Below are 18,709 nucleotides of genomic sequence, written 5' to 3'. Positions count from 1 at the left end.
TATTTACCATAAAATACCTAATATCCAGTGATAATAATCTTCGATTTTAGCCCTGATATTAGTATAGATTAACCGCCAGAGAACTTAACTTTGTAGCCTTTCTTTTCAAGGTGCGCTTTGATCTTGTCACGAGCATCACCTTGAATTTCGATGTTGCCATCTTTTACCGAGCCGCCACAGCCACAAACTTTTTTAAGTTCTGCAGCCATTAGTTTCAATGGAGCATCATCTAGGTCTAAGCCAGTTACGACAGAAACACCTTTGCCTTTACGGCCTTTGGTTTCTTTTTGGATTCGAACAATACCATCGCCTTTAGGACGTTGGACTTTCTCTTCTTCAGGCTTAATACGACCTGTTTCTGTTGAATATACTAGGCTCATAATTTACTTCTTTTGTTGCTCTGCTTTTTGTTTTGCGAGTAAGTAAGCTTCTATATGACGCTGAATTGCAATTTTTCCGCCCTTAATTAGGCGTCCGTTAAACATGCAATACCACGCATTAGGCTCACCGGTGTCATTCTTGATTTGGTAGCCGTTGAAGTTTTCAGTCGAGCCACCAGTTCCTCTCGACTTATTTAACGCTGTGAATTCTTTTGGATCAATAATAGAAGCGGTTTCAATCCACCAATCAATACTCTTCTTAACAGCAGCTAGGTTACCTTGAATAACATTGTTTTTTAACTTCGCACGCCAAACCGTGTGATTAGCATCTATCGATTGAAGATGGACGCTTCGGTAAATTGAATTAGCCATATCTATTGATCATCTTTTTGTTTTCACTATATTAATCATAAGTATACTTTTAATGATATCAAGCATAATATGGTAAAAACACCTGTTAAGGTACGGTAATTTGAGAAAAAAAGTCCCTATTTTATCTGATTCTGTGACAGTTAATTTGTTTGTTGAAAAGTTGAACAGCAATGCGTCAATTGAAATTATAGATGAATTAACAGGATACCAATACTCGCGCAATTCACTTTTAGGCATCTACAGTGACTGGAATCGCTACCACGCGTTTTGTACTAAAAACCGTATCAATACACTTCCAGCTTCTGTTACGGCTATTCGTCGCTTTTTAGAGACTGAATCCAATGACAGAAAATACGCCTCTCTAAAACGTTACACTGCAACGCTTAGTTTGTTGCACATTGTGCTTGGCTTCGCTAACCCTATCAAACACCGACAAGTTCGCTTTACTCTACTCCACTTGCAAGCAAGAATGGCCGGTGATGCTAAACAAACCAACGCCATGACATCTGCACACCTGACTGAATTAAACATATTGCTTTCGCATGACAAGGCCAACTTAAAAGAGGTTCGTGACATTGCCATTTATAATGTGATGTTCGAGTGTGCTTTAAAGCGTTCAGAACTTAAGCTGTTATCAACCACCGATGTTGAGAGAACCGATAGTGATTATCAGATCACGATTAAACATTCTGTATACCAGCTTTCACAAGTCGCGAGTGTCGCACTTGAGCGTTGGCTTTCGTTTGCTGGGTCACAAGAGGACTTGCCTGTGTTCCGTGCAATAGATAAGCATGAAAACATTGGACGTCAACCTTTGGATGATTCGTCTATTTATCGAATCTTGCGCAGAGCAAGCGATTTACTACAACTGGCGGAAAGCCACCATTTCTCAGGCAACTCGATTCGTGTTGGTGCTGCACAAGAGCTTTCTAAACAAGGTCTTAAGGTAAAAGAGATTCAGGATTTTGGTCGTTGGCTCAGCCCTGCCATGCCTGCGCAATATGTGGGGTATACGGGCACAGCGGAGAAGGAGAAAATGAAATTCAAAGCCTTAATACCGTGGCAATAGACTTTTGTCGTCAAGCCAGTAAATTAGTAGCATCGTCGGCGTTAAAAAAATCGGCTTCTAAAAACAATAATGCCTTGGCAGAAAAGCTCAAGGCATTATGTTGTCAGATTCAAATACAGGAAGAACGATTACTAAACTAAGCAAGGCTCGTTCTAACGCAGTTCTCTAAGAACTGACTAAATTTGTGTCCATTATGCTCCACCATTTTAGGGAACATAGAAATTGGAGTCATACCTGGAAAAGTATTTACTTCGTTCAGGTAGATTTCGTTATCTTGGGTTAAGAAGAAATCAATTCGAGATAAGTGACGCAGCTTCATTTGAGTGAAAACTTTGCGCGCACTGTCTGCGATTAATTCACATTGTTCATCAGTCAGGTTACTTGCTTCAACTTCAGTGATTGAGTGGCTGTCTGCACTGTACTTTTCTTCATAAGAGTAAAATGCGCCGTTTGGTGCTATCACCTCGCCCGGCTTACTAATATGCAGCTCACCGTCGATTTGATAGGCAGCGACTTCTAGTTCTCGTGGTACGACTGATTTCTCAACAAGTACTTGATCTGAGAACGTAAATGCTTTGTTGATCGCTTCGCTTAAATCTTCGATTTTGTTGACTTGGTAACAACCAACAGAAGAACCTTGACGCGCAGCCTTCACGAACACTTTTCCCCACTTTTCAAAAGCTTGAGTCGCTTGTGAATGAGCTTGTTCCGTGTTGTCAGATAAGAATAAGTATGGTGTATTTGGAATACCAAGTGCGTCATACCAAAGTTTTGATGTGATTTTGTTGAAGCTGTTGTTGCTTGCTTCAGAGCCACAACCTAGGTATGGAAGTTTAGCCATTTCAAACAGTGACTGAATATCACCCGTTTCACCTGGGAAACCATGAATACACGGCACAATAAAGTCGACTTTTGATTCTATATTGTCGCCACGTAGAGTTTGCTCATTAATATCAAGGTAAACTAATTCACCGGAATCAATACACCAGCCTTCACTCTTAATTTCAACTCTTACAACGTTAAAATCTGCAACGCTATTGAGTTGTTCAAAAAGGTAATTAGCTGAAACTAAAGACACTTCATGCTCTGAAGATCCACCGCCGCAAAGTAGAAGAATGTTTGTGGTGCTCATGGGTAAAATCGATCCTTGAAACTAGGAGTACTGACTTCAATGATAAACAAAAGTCGAGATAGGTACAGTGTTTTGATTGTTAAAATTGCGTTCGAAAGATCGAGCGATTAACTATTAAACAAAATCGATAGTCTTAAAACAAAAGAAGGAGCATTTGCTCCCTCTTTTATGAATCAAAACTCAGTTTAACTTGTTAAGCGTTGGGTATTCAGAGTTCTTGATGTCGTCAATGCTTTTAACGAACGGCTTTAAGTTTTGAAAAGTGGTTGGCAGTTTTGAAATCGCCTTTTTAGCTTCTAAGCGTGTTGCGTAGTCACCGTAAAGTACGGTAAACCACTTAGTACCGTTAACCATTTTGTAGTTTTCCCAAACGGGTTGAGAAGTCGGTGGTAGCATTTTCACGAAAGAGTCGACTTTACTTTGGCTGCCAACAGCAACAACTTGAACCGTATAACCAAAGCGTTGATTCATGTCTTGTTGTTTTTTCGTTGGACCCGTCACGTTTGTAACTGGCTTAACCTTAGCTGGTTGGGTGACAGGTTCTGTTCTGATAACGTTAACAACGTTCTCTTCTACAACGACTGCTTGCTCAGATTGAGATACAACTGGAGCTTCAACTTTGGCAGTTTTGTACTCTTCTTGATAGCTATCTGAAGTCACATCCGTAATGTAGTTTTCAGATACACATGCAGCCAAGAGCAGAGGCAAAGTCGCAATTGCAATTTTTTTCATGGAAAGCTCTATGTCCTTAATAATAATTACTATAAATCATGCCGATACGTCGGTTTAGAATCAAGTTAACTTTGAGATTATACACCATTAGTGGGTGACCTATTTCACAAACTTTATGCAGTGTTTGCTTATTCATCTGAATTCGGTGGATTTGCCATCAACCTATCAGTGAAAAGTAAGTTACGATGAACTTACGTGCATTGCTAGGATATGTCTATGAATCATCTTGATCCCCTACTTAAACCCCGCTCTATCGCTGTTGTCGGCGCTTCGCAACGAGAAATGCGTGCGGGCTATATTGTTATGAATAATTTGTTGCACGGGGATTTTAAAGGTGCGGTGATGCCAGTTACACCGAAATACGATTCAGTGGCTGGCGTACTCTCTTATAAGAAAATTCTATCCCTACCTATCGTTCCAGACCTTGCGATTTTGTGTACGAATGCGAAACGCAACGTCGCCATTTTTGAAGAACTGGCCGAGAAAGGCATCGCGTCAGTAATTGTACTTTCCTCCGATATGCAACAGCTAAGCGATAATGGTGAGACATTTGATGAAAGATGCCTAGCGATTGCCAAAAAACACAATATTCGCGTGCTCGGTTCAAACAGCTTAGGGATTATTGTTCCATGGCTAAACTTAAATGCCTCTTTCTCTCCTGTTACTGCGCTTCCCGGTAAAATCGCGTTTGTTTCCCAGTCCGCAGCAGTCTGTACCACTATTCTTGATTGGGCGAACGACAAACAGATTGGTTTCTCTGCGTTTATCTCAATTGGTAATGGCAGTGATATTGAATTCTCAGAGCTTTTAGATTATCTGAGTACCGATTCTCACACCGAAGCGATCTTGCTTTACATTGACAGCATTACGGATGCAAGACGCTTTATCTCTGCAGCACGTGCAGCGTCGCGTAACCGACGAATCCTAGTATTAAAAGGCGGTCGAACAGCGAAAGGAAGAGCGGCTGCTATGGCACATACTGGTGGTGCAGACACTCTAGACATTATTTACGATTCGGCAATCCGACGCAGTGGCATGCTGAGAGTTAAGAACTTACATGAGTTGTTTGCCGCGGTAGAGACACTGACTCATTCGGTGCCACTGCGTGGTGAGCGTCTCGCTATTGTCACTAATGGTGGAGGCCCTGCGATTATGGCTGTAGACACGCTTTTTGATCGTGGCGGTAAGTTAGCAGAATTATCCGATGAAACACTTGATAGATTAAGCAGAGTTTTGCCAGCGAGTTGGTCCCATAGCAATCCTATAGATATTGTTGGTGATGCCGGCGATCAGCGTTATATCGATACTATCAACATACTGCTTGATGGTGACGAAGCTGATGCCATTCTTATCATGCACAGCCCTTCTGCTGTCGCGCATTCCGCTCAAACAGCGGAACGAATTATTGAAGTGATCAAGAAGCACCCTCGCCACAAACGATTCAATATCTTAACTAATTGGTCTGGCGAATTAACAGCCCGGCCCGCGAGAAAGCTGTTTACTGAAGCGGGAATTCCTACCTATCGAACGCCAGAGAGTTCTGTGGTTGCCTTCATGCACTTGGTCGAGTACCGACGCAACCAGCGTCAGTTAATGGAAACCCCAACGACTGCAGAAAAAGTACACATTGAAGACTTGGCAGATGCGAAGAATTGGATCAAACGCCAACTACTGGATAAAGATACAGTTAGTCTTGATACCCATCAAAACAGCCAATTTTTTAGACACTTCAATTTGGATGTTCTTCCGACTTGGATCGCTTCTGACCCAAGCGAGGCGGTACATATTGCAGAAACGATTGGTTATCCCGTTGCAGTAAAACTCCGTTCACCAGACATCGCACATAAGTCAGATGTACAAGGTGTGATGCTCAATCTGCGAAACAGCAGTGAGGTAGCAAATGCGGCTCAAGCGATTCTCGATCGATCGCAATTGTCGTTCCCTACCGCTCATATTCATGGTTTGTTGATTCAAGGAATGGCCAAGCTCGCCGGTGGTCAAGAGCTGCGCGTGAAAGTAACAACCGATGAAACCTTTGGACCAATTATTCTGCTTGGTCAAGGTGGATCTGAATGGGATGAATCCATTGATGCGGCAGCTGCATTCCCACCGCTTAACATGACACTGGCTCGATACTTGATTATTCGAGCGATAAAGAGTGGCAAGATTCGCCTGCAAAAGTTGCCTAATCCGATCGATATTGAGGGGCTTTCTGAACTATTAGTTCGTATATCTCAAATGGTGGTTAATTGTCCTGAGATACATGATTTGGATATTCATCCAGTGCTTGCCAATGGAGACAAGTTCACTATATTGGACGCCGATATTATTTTGAAAGCGTATGAGGGAGATCCACAAGAAAGACTCGCGATTCGCCCATATCCAGTTGAACTTGAAGAGACAATACAGTTGAGAGACGGTACTGAGGTGCTGCTACGCCCTATCCTTCCGGAAGATGAGCCGCTTCACGCAGACTTTATTAACCGGGTCTCCAAAGAAGATCTTTATAAACGCTTCTTTAGTGATGTCGGTGAATTCAATCACGAGGCATTGGCGAATTTTACTCAGATCGATTTTGATAGAGAAATTGCATTTGTTGTTGTGCGTAAGGAGCAAGGCCTTCCTGCGATCATTGGTGTTTCCAGAGCCTTGATAAACCCAGAGAACACAGACGCTGAGTTTGCAATATTGATACGCTCTGATTTGAAAGGCGCCGGCTTAGGTCGGATTTTGATGACTAAGGTAATCGATTACTGCCGAGCAAAACAGACTAAACAAATGTCTGGCATGACAATGCCAACCAATAGAGGAATGCTGACACTAGCTCGAAAACTCGGTTTTAAGCTAGATATCAGTTTTGAAGATGGTACTGCAGATATGGTGTTACCGCTATTTGAGTGACCATGTCTTTTTAAGATGCTGAATACACCAAGATTTGGCGTCGCCCATTTTATTGCGTCGCCAAGCCATCACGATATCGATAGGTTGTGGCTCAGTCCCTGAAATTTTCTGTAGTACGCCAGACTCGATCAAAGGGTCAGCAACACTACTTGGCAAAGTACCAATACCTAAACCAGTGGTTAACGCTTCTACTTTTGAAGAAAAGCTTGTCACGGTGAGTCGTGGTTGTTTTTCTAAAATATTGATACTTAATGCTGGTTGATCACGGGCTGTATCCGCAATTGCAATTACCCTGTAACTTTCTCTTGCCTTCTGGTCAAATTCACCTGAACGTTTGTGAACGTAGTGTTTTGATGACGCTACCCAAACCATTTCCATTTTACCAATTACGTCACTTTTCATGTCATTTGGAATAGTGTCGATTTTTGGGCAAACCAGTAAATCTGCGCGGCCATCGGTCAGTGATTCCCAACAACCGGCAAGGATTTCTTCTTGTAATCGAACGCGTGTCTTACTGATTTTTCCTAGCTCATCCACGAGTGGGAAGAAATTAGCAACCGGAATAATACCATCAAAGGCTATTGTTAAGTCGAGCTCCCAACCATTTGCAAGAATACTGGCTTCGTTTACTAATTTTTCCGTCGCCCCAAGAATCACTCTGCCTTGTTCTAATATCAATTGCCCCGCTTCCGTGAAGTTTGCACGGTGGCCGGATCGATCAAAAATCATGATGTCTAAGTCTTGCTCTAGCTTTTGAATTTGATAGCTGAGTGATGAAGGGGCTCTATCCATTTCATTTGCCGCAGCGGCGAAACTTCCACGTCGCTCTATGGCATCTAATATGTGTAATGCTTCAAGTGTTATTGGGCTATGCATAGCTTTCCTACTTTACAAATGAGACTTTAGTCACAAAAACAGAAGCATTCGCCACGTGAATGGAACTGTAAAAGTCTTTTTAATACAGATATTTAAGAATATTAATCATGAATCAGTTGATAAAAATAAAAATTAATTAAATGCAAATAATAGTAATTATCATTTAGATCCAATATTATCTTTCGCAAATCAAGATAATACTATGGAATTAAGGTAACTATCAGATGTATAAGCAATCCCTACTCTCTGCTTCAATCGTTTTAGCGCTTTCATCAACCTCAGCCTTTGCTGAAGATTATGCCCTATTTGACGAGGTTGTTGTATCGGCAACTCGTACTGAACAAAGCAAAGCAGATGTTTCAAGCTCTATTGAATCAGTATCTTCGGAAGATATTGATAATCAAATGTCTAACGACATAAAGCAAGCACTTCAGTACACTCCGGGTGTAGAAGCTCAAGGTAGTGGCCGTTTTGGTATTTCGGGCTTCAACATTCGTGGTGTTGAAGGTGACCGCGTTAAATTGATGGTCGATGGTGTTCAACAACCTACTCCATATAATCCAGGTGCATCTGAACAACGTAAATATTCGAATGCGATTGAAGTAGACACATTGAGTGTGATCGAGGTGAATAAAGGTCCTGCTTCTACGCTTTATGGTTCTGACGCTATTGGCGGTGCTGTACTGTTAAGAACAAAGAACCCAGAGGATATGCTTAGAACAGACGGCGATGAAAACCGTTTTGGCATCAAATCTAGTTACACTTCTGCTGATGAACAGTTTAAGAACACCCTTTCTTGGGCTATGCGTAAAGACAAGCTAGAAACTATCGTAATGGCGACATACGCTCAAGGTCATGAAACTGAAACGCATTCGTCAGGAAGTGATATCGAAGGCCCTGACCGTGGTGCCGCTAACCCTGCCGATACCGAACTGAGCAACTTCTTAGCCAAAGCATTTTATAACGTATCGGATTCAAACAAGATCGGCTTAACCGTAGAGCATTATCAGCGTCAATATGATGAAGACGAGTTGAACTACAATGGTTATACGCTGATGCCGGGCTTTGTATACACGGATAACTACAATGAAGACAACAATAAACGCTTCCGTGCAACACTGGATCAGCAGCTTAAACTGAACTCTTCTATTGCAGATTCTTTGGACTGGTCTTTAAGCTACCAAGATTCAAGTACTCTGAATAAAAACTACGATACAACAGGCTTTAACGGCCGTCGACTTCGTGAGCGTGATGCATCAGATGTGAACATGCAAGTCGATACACAGCTTTCTAAGTTGGTGAATATTAGTGGTGCTGACCACGAGTTTACGTATGGTTTCACTTACCTGCAAAATGATTTTGAGTTAGATAACACCGATTATAAGTTTGACCAGGGCACCGTTACTCCAGGTAGTACGGGTATCCCAGATGCGAAAATTACTCAATGGGGTGTGTTTGTTCAGGATCAAGCGTTCTTCATGGAAGATAAGTTGATTGTAACTGGTGGTCTTCGTTACGACTCATTTGTTGCTGACCCATCAACAGATGATGGCTACACGACTGAATATGACAAGAATGAAGATGATGCATTTACTGCCAAATTAGGTTCGGTTTACCACATCAACGATAGCTTGTCTGTATTTGGTCAGATTGGTCAAGGCTTCAAAGCTCCTTCTGTTTATGACCTTTACTACTTCTATAATCAAGGTGCTATCGTAGAGGCAAACCCTAACCTGAAAGCAGAAAGAAGCCTTTCTTATGAGCTAGGTCTGCGTGGTAGCAACCAATATGCTCGCTTCGAATTAAGCACGTTCTACACTGACTACACTGATTTCATCAACGAAACGAAAACAGGTGAGCAAGGTGGTAAAGACGTATTTACGAAAGAAAACTTAGATGAAGTAACTATCTATGGTGCTGAATTCTCGTCAACCATTAATCTTGATACTCTGTTTGATGCACCTTACGGAACTTACACTCGCTTAGCTGTTGCTTATGCAGATGGCGAAGACAAGTCGACGGGTAAATCAATTGATTCAGTTGCACCTCTAACAAGTACAATTGGATTAGGTATTGAACGTGATAACTTCGGTTCAGCTTTGAATGTAAAAATGGTTGCTTCGAAGGATGATTGGAACTCTGACGACAATGTAGATATATCTGGATACACAGTTGTTGATTTGACGGCTTATTACCGCCCGATGACAGATTTAACTCTGCGAGCTGGTCTATTTAACGCTCTAGATAAGAAGTACTGGTTGTACAGCGACATGTCTGGTAGCGCGCACGATTCTCAATTCAATACAGACATTAAGTCTCAACCTGGTCGTAACTGGGGCTTATCTGCAAACTACGAATTCTAATTTGTTACAAACCTAAATTGCAGAAACTAAAAAGCCAGCTTAATGCTGGCTTTTATCTATTTCACTAAAAATTGTATCAAAAAGGAATAAGTGAAATTATGTCTTACTTTTCTGCCATTTCTTTCTTAACCATTACTGTAGCAGCAATGATGAAAGTGATAATTAGGCCTAGTTCCATGATTAACTCCAAGGAAAATTAACATTAAACATATAATTCGCGCGTATACTAACATAACAAATAAAGAATGATACATTTTAACCGAAAAGTTTGTTTTTTATTCTTGTTAGATCAAAAAAGATGCCCTAAAGCATCTTTTTGTATGTTAACTGACCATGAAACTACTCGTTTAGCCCGGGAAACCATCAGGGTTTGTTGACTGCCAGCGCCATGTATCTTCGGTCATTTCATTCAGTGTACGTGTCGCATTCCAACCTAGTTCTTTCTGAGCTTTAGCCGGATCTGCCCAGCATTCTGCGATATCGCCAGGGCGGCGCTCAACCAATTTGTATGGGATTTCTTTACCGCTCGCTTTTTCAAACGCTTTAACCATATCTAGTACGCTTGAACCGTTGCCTGTACCAAGATTGTAGATATGAAGACCATCTTTGCGCCCTACTTTTTCAAGAGCTGCGATGTGTCCATCAGATAGATCCATAACGTGGATATAATCACGAACGCCAGTACCGTCTTTTGTTGGGTAATCGTTACCAAATACCGATAGGAACTCACGTCGGCCTACTGCAACTTGAGAGACAAATGGCATTAGGTTGTTTGGGATACCTTGCGGGTCTTCCCCTAACTCGCCACTTGGATGTGAACCTACTGGGTTAAAGTAACGCAGCAGTGTAATGCTCCAATCTGGGTTTGCTTTTTGAAAGTCAGTTAAGCACTCTTCAACCATTAGCTTACTGCGGCCGTATGGGTTAGTCGCGCTTGTTGGGAAGTCTTCTGTAATTGGCACACTAGCAGGATCGCCGTAGACCGTTGCTGATGAACTGAATACTAAGGTTTTTACATTAGCTTCGCGCATAGCATCAACAAGAACTAAAGTGCCGTTCACATTGTTGTCGTAGTATTCAAGAGGCTTAGCAACCGATTCGCCTACTGCTTTTAGGCCTGCAAAATGGATAACCGCTTCGATATTGTTCTGCTTTATCGCTTCAGTCAAAAGTGCTTTATCGCGAATATCGCCTTCAATGAAATTAGGGCGAACGCCAGATACTTTCTCGATGCGATCAAGAACGCTTGGCTTGCTATTGTACAAGTTATCGAAAAGTACAGGCGTCATTCCTGCGTTAATCATCTGGATACTTGTATGGCTGCCAATGTAGCCCATGCCACCTGTGACTAAAACATTCATGCTTAGTAGACCTTTTTATTAGAAATATTCAACTTATAGCCTATGATACCGCAATTTAGAGCGGAGCCACAAACCTCGATCTCTTTGATGTTCATAAGAGAACACAAACTGACCGTTCTTATGTGTTTTGTTCGATAGCTTACTCCCCGTAGATCACGGTTACTTCCCCCTCGCCGCGATTAAAACGCTTTTATCTCGAACAAAATTTAACCACGAAAGGTCAACACGCCTTAGTGACCAGACATTTTTTATTGAAGTTTTAACATTGTATTAATGAGGTGTTAATGGGTTGGGAGTGTTAAAATTTTGAGTTAGATCACTGTTTAATTGTGCTATTTATACGAACGTCTTTAAGGTCGACAGCTCCTAACTACCACAACTTAAAGGATTACATAAGTGCCAACGAAGATTTTGCTTAATTGTGACATGGGAGAAAGTTTCGGCAATTGGAAAATGGGTGATGATGAATCGGTTATGGAATGGGTCGATATGGCAAATATCGCTTGTGGCTTTCATGCATCGGATCCACACGTAATGTCCAAAACCATCAAACTTGCTCAGCACTACCATACTCAAATCGGTGCTCACCCAGGATACCAAGATTTAGTTGGATTTGGACGTCGTTCCATTCCACATACTATGGATGAGATCAGTGAGTTAGTGTGTTACCAAGTTGGAGCCTTACAAGCCCTTTGCCGCTACCATCATACCTCGGTTGGGTATGTGAAACCTCATGGTGCCCTTTATAACGATATGATGGCAAACACTGATGTTTTTAATGCAGTCGCTCAAGCGGTGGCTGAATTTAATATCCCTCTCATGATTCTTTCTTCGTCTGACAACCAACAATATTTAGACATCGCTGATGATCATGACTTACCACTTTTGTTCGAGGCATTTGCAGACCGAGCTTACTTGAACAACGGGCAGTTAGCACCTCGCACACAAAAAGGCTCGGTGTACGTGAATCAAGACGATATCTATAACCAAGTCATGCAAATCATTAACTATGGATCCGTCACAACTATTGAGGGGGAACGACTGCCTATTGAAGCTGATACCATCTGTGTACACGGAGATAACCCTCAATCTATCGCATTAATCAGAAGAATCCGACAAGACCTCAACGCTTTTAATTAATATCAATGCTTTCAATTTATACCAGTGTGACTTGAACGAATTTCTACTCGTTGGCTAAGAACAACTTACAAGCTGATACTGCTCTAAACATGGAAGTTGGAATAAATGTATGGAAAGGAAATGACGAAAAATCAGATTGAATTCAATATAGACCCCGTTGCTGAATGCAGTGTTCTCGTTACGCTAATACCTTTAAACCCTCACTCTAGTGCTATCGATGCGCAGTATATAGCGCACTTTTCTGATGTTATTCGCCAGAATCTAACGCCCGTGTTGATGAATGTGACACCGGCCTACCACACCATATTAGTTGATTATCTACCTTATCGAATTTCAGAACAGCAGTTGATAACACAGCTAAGCTCACTATTAACTCAGGCCTTATCCTCATTTTCAAATACCACCGATACGGCGACGAATATTATTGAGCTTCCCGCTTATTATTCACCTGAAACAGCACTCGATTTAGGTAGATATCAAGAGAAAGGCTTATCTCTGGACGATATCATCCAATATCATACCTCAGAGACATACAATGTCAGTGCGATAGGATTCATTCCCGGTTTTGCTTTTATGTCGGATGTGGTTAGTGAACTGGCTTTACCTCGTCACTCAACACCACGTTTAAGCGTTCCTAAAGGCAGCATCGCGATTGCAGACTCCAAAACCGCGGTTTACCCATCGGATTCACCAGGCGGTTGGAATATTATTGGCAACTGTCCATTATCGCTGTTTGAACACAGCCAGTTAAAACATGCAGAGGTTACACAACGACCGCTTTCTCTGCTTGATGTTGGTGATATTGTCCGCTTCAAAGCGATCTCTAAACAAGAATTTGTTGAACTTAGTGGGGGTAACACATTTGGCTAAATCACTAGATAAACCAACCCTTACAGTCATCAAGCCAGGCCCATTAAGTTTGATTCAAGATTTCGGACGGTTTGGTGTTGCTCATCTAGGGTTAACGCAAGGTGGCCCTGTTGACGATTACTCTTATAGTTGGGCCAATTACCTGCTAGGAAATACCGTTAACCAAGCTGCGTTAGAAATAACCCTTGGGCAATGTGTTTTAAAAGTTGACTTCGATTGCGAGATGGCAATTTGCGGGGGGGATTTACAAGCAACACTTGACGGTAGCCCGCTGGATAATTGGAGCTCTTTTCAAGCTTTTAAAGGACAAGTTCTTTCATTTGGATTGCCTAAGAATGGGTTGCGAGCGTATTTGGCGATTAAAGGTGGCTTCAACGTTCCCAATACTCTTAATAGCAGCTCAACTGTGACGCGAGAAAAAATTGGAGGTCTCACGCAAGACGGACAACCTTGCCAAAAAGGCCAAAAGATAAGTTTTACTCAACATGACCTCTCTACCCCTTTTAAGGCTCTGAGCGTCACCTTTCGTTACAAACCCGATTACAATTTGCCAGTCAATTTACGCGTGATTGAAGGCTATCAAAACGAGCTATTCACAGAGTCAGCAAAAGAGACCTTCTACAACACTCAATACATCGTTGACCAAAACTCGAATCGAATGGGTTATCGACTTAATGGCGACGTGGTTACTTCTCCAGATATTTCTTTACTGTCGGAAGGCATTGCACTTGGGGCGATTCAAATCCCACAAGACGGGCAACCTATCGTGTTACTCAATGACAGACAAACTATTGGTGGTTATCCGAAGATTGGCTGCGTTGCAAGAATCGACTTACCGCGTTTAGCACAAGCTAAACCTGGCCATGAGATATCTTTTAGTAAAGGCGAACGATTGGGATTACAAGATTTGTGGTGTCAGTGGGCGAAGTTTTTTGGTTATTGATACACATCTTTGGATGGATACTCCTCTATTAAGATAACCAAATAGGACGTTAAATTGAAAAATCCAGCTTACTGTAAATAGTAAGCTGGATTGTGTTTTTTGAGATCTTGTATTAGGAAAGGTATTAAGCGAATTAGAGCGTTGTTTAACAGTGTTCTTGTCCTGATACCTTAGCAAGTGCGTCTGGATAACCTCGCTCCTTGGTCAAGCCTATCGCCCTGTTCTCAATATCATTCACATTGAGTGACATTGTCACGGAGTGGGTATCTTCAATCGATACGGCTTCAGTAATATCAAACCATTGCTCAGCAACTTTTTGCGCGGCCTCTAATGTTGAAGAGGCTTTAACCACTTCAAGTCGAGCATAACGATCACCACAAAATGAAACATCTGACGCCCTAAGGCTAGGGTCGGTTCCTGGTATTTGTTGTGCACCGAACAAAGGTTTACCGCCAACCTGCGCAGAGCTGAAACTTGGAATGAATTGAGACATATGGTTAATTGCCGCGCGAGTTCTCAATTCAAGTTGCTCTTCACTCCAACCTGATACGATTTTCTTTAACAGCTTAGACGGCAACAGCGGTTGTGATGAGTCTGTAGAAGAGGAAACCAACCCTCCCTCAAACAGAGTAATCCCTTCTGTCATACCGTGGAGTTGAAACACGCCGTCAGCATACGGCGTTAATTGAGCCATGCCTTGCGGTGTGCCTCTCGGGCCATGGAAGATAACCTCGGGCCACTCTTCTTTACATTCTTGTGAGTAAGGCCACTCTGTGACGTAGGCGGCTTTAAATTCAACAAGCCTTTGCTGCTTAGAACCGACAAAGTCATCAACAATACCGGTCTCGAAACCACTCGCATTAATCAAATAGTCGGTTGTTAAAATATGGCTTTGATTTTCATGGTCTGTATAAGTCAAAGACCAACCTTGCTCTATCGCTTCAACGGATTCTAAGCGACTGTTGGTTAATACTGTGCAATTAGGCTGCTGGCCTAAAGATAGTTGAGCGGTCGCAGAGAGTCGAAATACACTCCATCCATACTCTTGAACCATGGCGACAGGATATTTGAGCGTGTCTAAATCAGTATGTTTAGCAAAAGGAATACACCAATCATCGAGTGACATTGGTTTTAGTGGCTGAGTTCTTTCAGCTATCTCTAACAGGTCTTCTTTGTTGTAGAGCTTGTAGTACTCTTCAGGGTCACCAAGTACTTGGTTGCTTTTATCTTGTTTAACAAGCTCAGCATAAGCATCCTTAATTACCTTGAGGCGAGGAAGAAGATCCATTGGTTCCCCTCCATCACTATGCGGAACAGCAATGACTGTCGGTCGAATATTGATCGTGTGAGGAAATAGGCGGACGGTATCAATTGACTGTATGAGCAATTGAAGACATTGCTCTACAGAAATATCTCGATACAAATTGCCACCAGCGTGTAAATGGCAAATTGGCGGGCCATTAACCAAACTCGGCCCTTTTTCCAAAATAGTGACGTTAAAGCCCAACTCACTAAAGTGAATAGCGCTTGTTGTCCCCGCAATACCACCACCAACAATGGTAATAGAAGCTTGATTTTTATCCGTTTTGTTGTGGTTCATCGTGTTCTGTAGAATAAGATTAACTGACGCTATTCTACTTTTGTTCTGCGATGAATTAAAACACATTTTTATCAAGGTCTTAGCTTTGTGTTAATTAATATCTATGTAAAAAATATAAATAACCTCTTGACTCAATAACCCCAGATAGAGTTGGAAAGGTTATTCTAACAGCCAGATTTGCCCTAAGTGACGCCACATAAAGGCTGTCTCAGCACTCTTAAAACACAGGCACTAACTTATCCCTAAAGTTATCCACCGTTTTTGTGGATAACTGTTGATAACGTTCTTGCTAAGTTGCGCAAACCCTTTGTTTACAGGGACTAACCGTTGTTCATTAAATCGGCATAATTGCACAATTAGTTTTAAAAAATGCTGAAAACCAATGATTTTAAAGTGTGTAATTTCTTTATCATGGTACTCGTCAGTTAAATAAAAAAACCAAATGATGGTTTCTATAACTCGCTTGCGACTAAAGTATAAACATTCATAATTAGTCCATTTAACGCGTTGTGTCAGTGGCAAGCTGTATATCTAGCTGAAGTCCTTACTTGCCGGAGATAATAAACGTTTAATCAAACTGTTAACTACAGCGGCTAGCATTATAAAGGTCAGCACAGGTAAAGCAGCCCACAACGTGGGGTGAAACGAGGGGGTCAGTTCGAAGCCAAAGCTCATCACTCCCGCTACGCTGAGCTCTGAACCGAACGCCGCGATAGAACCCGCCACTAATGCCATTAATCCATACTCACACCAAATCGTATTCAGAATCCGTTTCTTACTCGCGCCTAACGTGCGATACAAACGAATTTCTTGCTGCCTTTGAGATAAGCTCAATCGTAACAGTGTGAAGATGAGTAACAGCCCAGCAACCACGCCAAGCGCAGCAAGCACAGTGATTGACCAAACAATCTGTTTAAGCAGTTCTTGGATTTTGCTGCCCATCTTACGAATATCCATCAAACTCACTGTTGGGTGATTTCGAGATAATTCATTGAGCATTTGATTGTGTTTATCTTCGAGTCTAAAGCTCACCAACCAAGTTGACGGAATCGAGCTCAATACATCTGGAGTAAATATGAAATAAAAGTTTGGCTTCATTTCACGCCACTCAACTTTTCGTATGCTATTAACCTGGGCTGCAACATTTTGGCTGTTTATCGTAAATGTGAGTTCATCACCAATTTGTAAGCCAAGCTCTTTTGCAACATCAGATTCAACAGACACGCCCTGCTCTTGTGTCCAGCTTCCTTCGAGTACTTCATTGTACTCAGGCAAGCTATCGCCCCAAGTGAAGTTGATTTCACGTCGAAGAGCATCGGTCTTGTCTGACGTATTACTGTATTCAGCCGCTTCTACCTTGTTGATCGTGGTGAGCCGACCTCGAATAATTGGAAACGCTTGGGTTCGTTCTACTTGATTCGAATCAATGGTCGCTAGATAGTTCTCTTTCTCATAATCAGCAATGTTAAGCGCGAAAGCATTGGGCGCATTTTCTGGTAACGTTTGTTGCCAATCTGACAGCAAATCACTTCTTACCAACCATATAATGGACAACAGCATCAACGAAAGAGCTAACGAGCCAAACTGAATACCTGTTGCTAGCGGAGTTCGATTGATTCGGCTTAACGCTAAGCGCATTGATGTTGAAGTTGGTAGCTTGCCAAACAGGCGTAGAACAGCCGTGCTTACAATAGCTAACACTATGAACAGACACGCAATACCGGCTAAGACAATCCATACCAACAGATTGTCGCCATACATCAACATCATAGGAATAATAGGTACAAGCAACAATGCGAACTTTTTGTAGCTGTCGTGTGCCTTGTGGCTTGATTGGATAACACTAATAGCCGATGTGTTGACCAAGCCGATTAATGGTATACCCAATGCAGGCACCCCTATCAGAATGCTTGATAGAATAGCTAACACCGCGGGCTCGATGCCATAGCTCGGAAGTGGCGATGGCAATAAGTCACCCAGTGGGATTCGAAGCAAAAACTCTAAACCGATACCAATCGCAATACCTAACACGGCGCCAATCACGACTAATAGAGATACCTGAACCGAAAGCCATTTAATGATCCACGGCTTGCTCGCCCCCAAACTTTTTAGCATCGCGATGGTTTTACGACGACTCGCCACATAGTGCTGGCAAGTGAGTACTAAAGTTGTTGCTGCCATGATCACGACGATGGCCACGGTGAGTGACAGGTATTGCGTTGTACTTTCAAACATCTCGTTGGTACGGCTTGCTGAATCTTGCGTGCGCCAGCGATCACTTGGTGTTAGCTCGATACTGTCTTGTGCAGCTTTTAGTTTGTCATCATCACCGTTCAAAAACAGTCTGAAACTCACACGGCTTCCCGGTTGAATGGCACCCGTCGCATCGATATCACTTCTGTGTATCAATACCGCAGGCATTTGCTGAAATGGGTTAAAGCTCAAGCCCGGTTCTTGAGTGATGCGACCTGTTATTGTTAAATCCGCATCACCAATCGTGACATTGTCACCAATTTCAATTTCTAACTGAGCAAATATACGTTCATCCAGCCAAAGCTCACCCGGTTCAACATGATGACGAGACGCATTATTAGCGCCCTCCAGTATCATTTCACCGCGCAATGGATAGTTACTCTCAACCGCTTTCACCGTCACCAACTGCATTGAGTTATCACTGAATGCCATGGTGGAAAAACGGGTTAGTTCAGAACTTTCCAACTGCTCAACCTGAGTGAGATCGAGTAAAGGTTGTGGGATTGGATTTGCTGAGATAAACACACTGTCCGCTGTTAGAGCATCTTTACCTTGTTTAACAATGACTTGCTCCATACGCTCTGCCAACGCTGACAACGCGAATACACAAGCAATAATTAACGTCAAAGCGATCGATACTGGCCAAAGTTGACCATGTCGAATTTCTTCGATGCTCCATGAAAATAATCGCTTGTTCAGTCCATTTGGTGAATTCAA

General features: G+C 42.3%; 14 protein-coding genes. 6 read left to right on the top strand and 8 right to left on the bottom strand.

Annotated features, from left to right (window positions below; translation table 11 throughout):
* Positions 1-68 precede the first annotated feature (68 nt).
* Together yciH and OCT63_RS08580 are read right to left on the bottom strand one after the other, a co-directional pair.
* Positions 69-380, bottom strand: coding sequence for a stress response translation initiation inhibitor YciH (yciH, locus tag OCT63_RS08585; protein WP_050649524.1), 312 nt, complete (start codon positions 378-380; stop codon positions 69-71).
* A 3-nt stretch (positions 381-383) separates the two neighbouring features.
* The gene (locus tag OCT63_RS08580) at positions 384-752 is read right to left on the bottom strand and encodes a DUF3319 domain-containing protein (RefSeq protein ID WP_017058288.1); all 369 of its coding nucleotides are present in this window, start codon (positions 750-752) and stop codon (positions 384-386) included.
* Positions 753-852: 100 nt separating this feature from the next.
* Here OCT63_RS08580 and OCT63_RS08575 point away from each other — a divergent pair, with 100 nt between their 5' ends.
* Complete coding sequence (locus OCT63_RS08575; protein WP_161684398.1) at positions 853-1,821, top strand: tyrosine-type recombinase/integrase; 969 nt, start codon at positions 853-855, stop codon at positions 1,819-1,821.
* A gap of 136 nt (positions 1,822-1,957) precedes the next feature.
* Here OCT63_RS08575 and OCT63_RS08570 read toward each other — a convergent pair whose 3' ends face one another.
* Both OCT63_RS08570 and OCT63_RS08565 read right to left on the bottom strand, forming a co-directional pair.
* Positions 1,958-2,953, bottom strand: coding sequence for a D-alanine--D-alanine ligase (locus OCT63_RS08570; protein WP_161684396.1), 996 nt, complete (start codon positions 2,951-2,953; stop codon positions 1,958-1,960).
* A gap of 180 nt (positions 2,954-3,133) precedes the next feature.
* The gene (locus OCT63_RS08565; RefSeq protein WP_161684394.1) at positions 3,134-3,685 is read right to left on the bottom strand and encodes an SPOR domain-containing protein; all 552 of its coding nucleotides are present in this window, start codon (positions 3,683-3,685) and stop codon (positions 3,134-3,136) included.
* Positions 3,686-3,901: 216 nt separating this feature from the next.
* On the opposite strand from OCT63_RS08565, the gene OCT63_RS08560 reads away from it, so the two are divergent.
* Positions 3,902-6,586 (top strand): bifunctional acetate--CoA ligase family protein/GNAT family N-acetyltransferase, encoded by a 2,685-nt coding sequence (locus OCT63_RS08560; protein WP_161684392.1) that lies wholly within the window; start codon positions 3,902-3,904, stop codon positions 6,584-6,586.
* Here OCT63_RS08560 and OCT63_RS08555 read toward each other — a convergent pair.
* Entirely contained in the window at positions 6,575-7,462 is an 888-nt protein-coding gene (locus OCT63_RS08555) for a LysR family transcriptional regulator (RefSeq protein WP_161684390.1), read from the bottom strand. The two genes, OCT63_RS08560 and OCT63_RS08555, sit on opposite strands and share 12 nt — an antisense overlap.
* A 224-nt stretch (positions 7,463-7,686) precedes the next feature.
* On the opposite strand from OCT63_RS08555, the gene OCT63_RS08550 reads away from it, so the two are divergent.
* Positions 7,687-9,825, top strand: coding sequence for a TonB-dependent hemoglobin/transferrin/lactoferrin family receptor (locus OCT63_RS08550; protein ID WP_161674223.1), 2,139 nt, complete (start codon positions 7,687-7,689; stop codon positions 9,823-9,825).
* A gap of 347 nt (positions 9,826-10,172) precedes the next feature.
* Here OCT63_RS08550 and galE read toward each other — a convergent pair whose 3' ends face one another.
* The gene (galE, locus tag OCT63_RS08545) at positions 10,173-11,186 is read right to left on the bottom strand and encodes a UDP-glucose 4-epimerase GalE (protein WP_161684388.1); all 1,014 of its coding nucleotides are present in this window, start codon (positions 11,184-11,186) and stop codon (positions 10,173-10,175) included.
* A gap of 396 nt (positions 11,187-11,582) precedes the next feature.
* Between galE and OCT63_RS08540 the strand changes: the two genes are divergently transcribed.
* The 3 genes from OCT63_RS08540 (at position 11,583) to OCT63_RS08530 (ending at position 14,139) form a co-directional block, all read left to right on the top strand.
* A complete protein-coding gene (locus OCT63_RS08540; RefSeq protein ID WP_161678313.1) occupies positions 11,583-12,326 on the top strand; it encodes a 5-oxoprolinase subunit PxpA in 744 nt (247 codons plus the stop codon).
* 120 nt (positions 12,327-12,446) lie between these two features.
* A complete protein-coding gene (locus tag OCT63_RS08535; RefSeq protein WP_161678314.1) occupies positions 12,447-13,196 on the top strand; it encodes a 5-oxoprolinase subunit B family protein in 750 nt (249 codons plus the stop codon).
* Complete coding sequence (locus tag OCT63_RS08530) at positions 13,189-14,139, top strand: biotin-dependent carboxyltransferase family protein (RefSeq protein ID WP_161684385.1); 951 nt, start codon at positions 13,189-13,191, stop codon at positions 14,137-14,139. Before OCT63_RS08535 ends, OCT63_RS08530 begins: the two co-directional genes overlap by 8 nt.
* Positions 14,140-14,284: 145 nt before the next feature.
* Here OCT63_RS08530 and OCT63_RS08525 read toward each other — a convergent pair whose 3' ends face one another.
* Together OCT63_RS08525 and OCT63_RS08520 are read right to left on the bottom strand one after the other, a co-directional pair.
* On the bottom strand, positions 14,285-15,739 hold the full coding sequence (locus OCT63_RS08525) for an FAD-dependent oxidoreductase (RefSeq protein WP_161684383.1): 1,455 nt from the start codon (positions 15,737-15,739) through the stop codon (positions 14,285-14,287).
* Between the two features lie 531 nt (positions 15,740-16,270).
* Positions 16,271-18,709, bottom strand: a complete 2,439-nt coding sequence (locus tag OCT63_RS08520; protein WP_161684381.1) for an ABC transporter permease — start codon at positions 18,707-18,709, stop codon at positions 16,271-16,273.

Origin of the sequence: Vibrio sp. RW, from assembly GCF_027587105.1 — a bacterium.
Taxonomy (GTDB): Bacteria; Pseudomonadota; Gammaproteobacteria; order Enterobacterales; family Vibrionaceae; genus Vibrio; species Vibrio toranzoniae.
This window is presented reverse-complemented; position numbering and strand designations above follow the sequence as displayed.

What these genes read in the sequence shown, in the direction of transcription:
- yciH (WP_050649524.1), bottom strand. Translation starts at nt 380, where the DNA reads ATGAGCCTAGTATATTCAACAGAAACAGGTCGTATTAAGCCTGAAGAA.
- OCT63_RS08580 (WP_017058288.1), bottom strand. Translation starts at nt 752, where the DNA reads ATGGCTAATTCAATTTACCGAAGCGTCCATCTTCAATCGATAGATGCT.
- OCT63_RS08570 (WP_161684396.1), bottom strand. Translation starts at nt 2,953, where the DNA reads ATGAGCACCACAAACATTCTTCTACTTTGCGGCGGTGGATCTTCAGAG.
- OCT63_RS08565 (WP_161684394.1), bottom strand. Translation starts at nt 3,685, where the DNA reads ATGAAAAAAATTGCAATTGCGACTTTGCCTCTGCTCTTGGCTGCATGT.
- OCT63_RS08560 (WP_161684392.1), top strand. Translation starts at nt 3,902, where the DNA reads ATGAATCATCTTGATCCCCTACTTAAACCCCGCTCTATCGCTGTTGTC.
- OCT63_RS08555 (WP_161684390.1), bottom strand. Translation starts at nt 7,462, where the DNA reads ATGCATAGCCCAATAACACTTGAAGCATTACACATATTAGATGCCATA.
- OCT63_RS08550 (WP_161674223.1), top strand. Translation starts at nt 7,687, where the DNA reads ATGTATAAGCAATCCCTACTCTCTGCTTCAATCGTTTTAGCGCTTTCA.
- galE (WP_161684388.1), bottom strand. Translation starts at nt 11,186, where the DNA reads ATGAATGTTTTAGTCACAGGTGGCATGGGCTACATTGGCAGCCATACA.
- OCT63_RS08535 (WP_161678314.1), top strand. Translation starts at nt 12,447, where the DNA reads ATGACGAAAAATCAGATTGAATTCAATATAGACCCCGTTGCTGAATGC.
- OCT63_RS08525 (WP_161684383.1), bottom strand. Translation starts at nt 15,739, where the DNA reads ATGAACCACAACAAAACGGATAAAAATCAAGCTTCTATTACCATTGTT.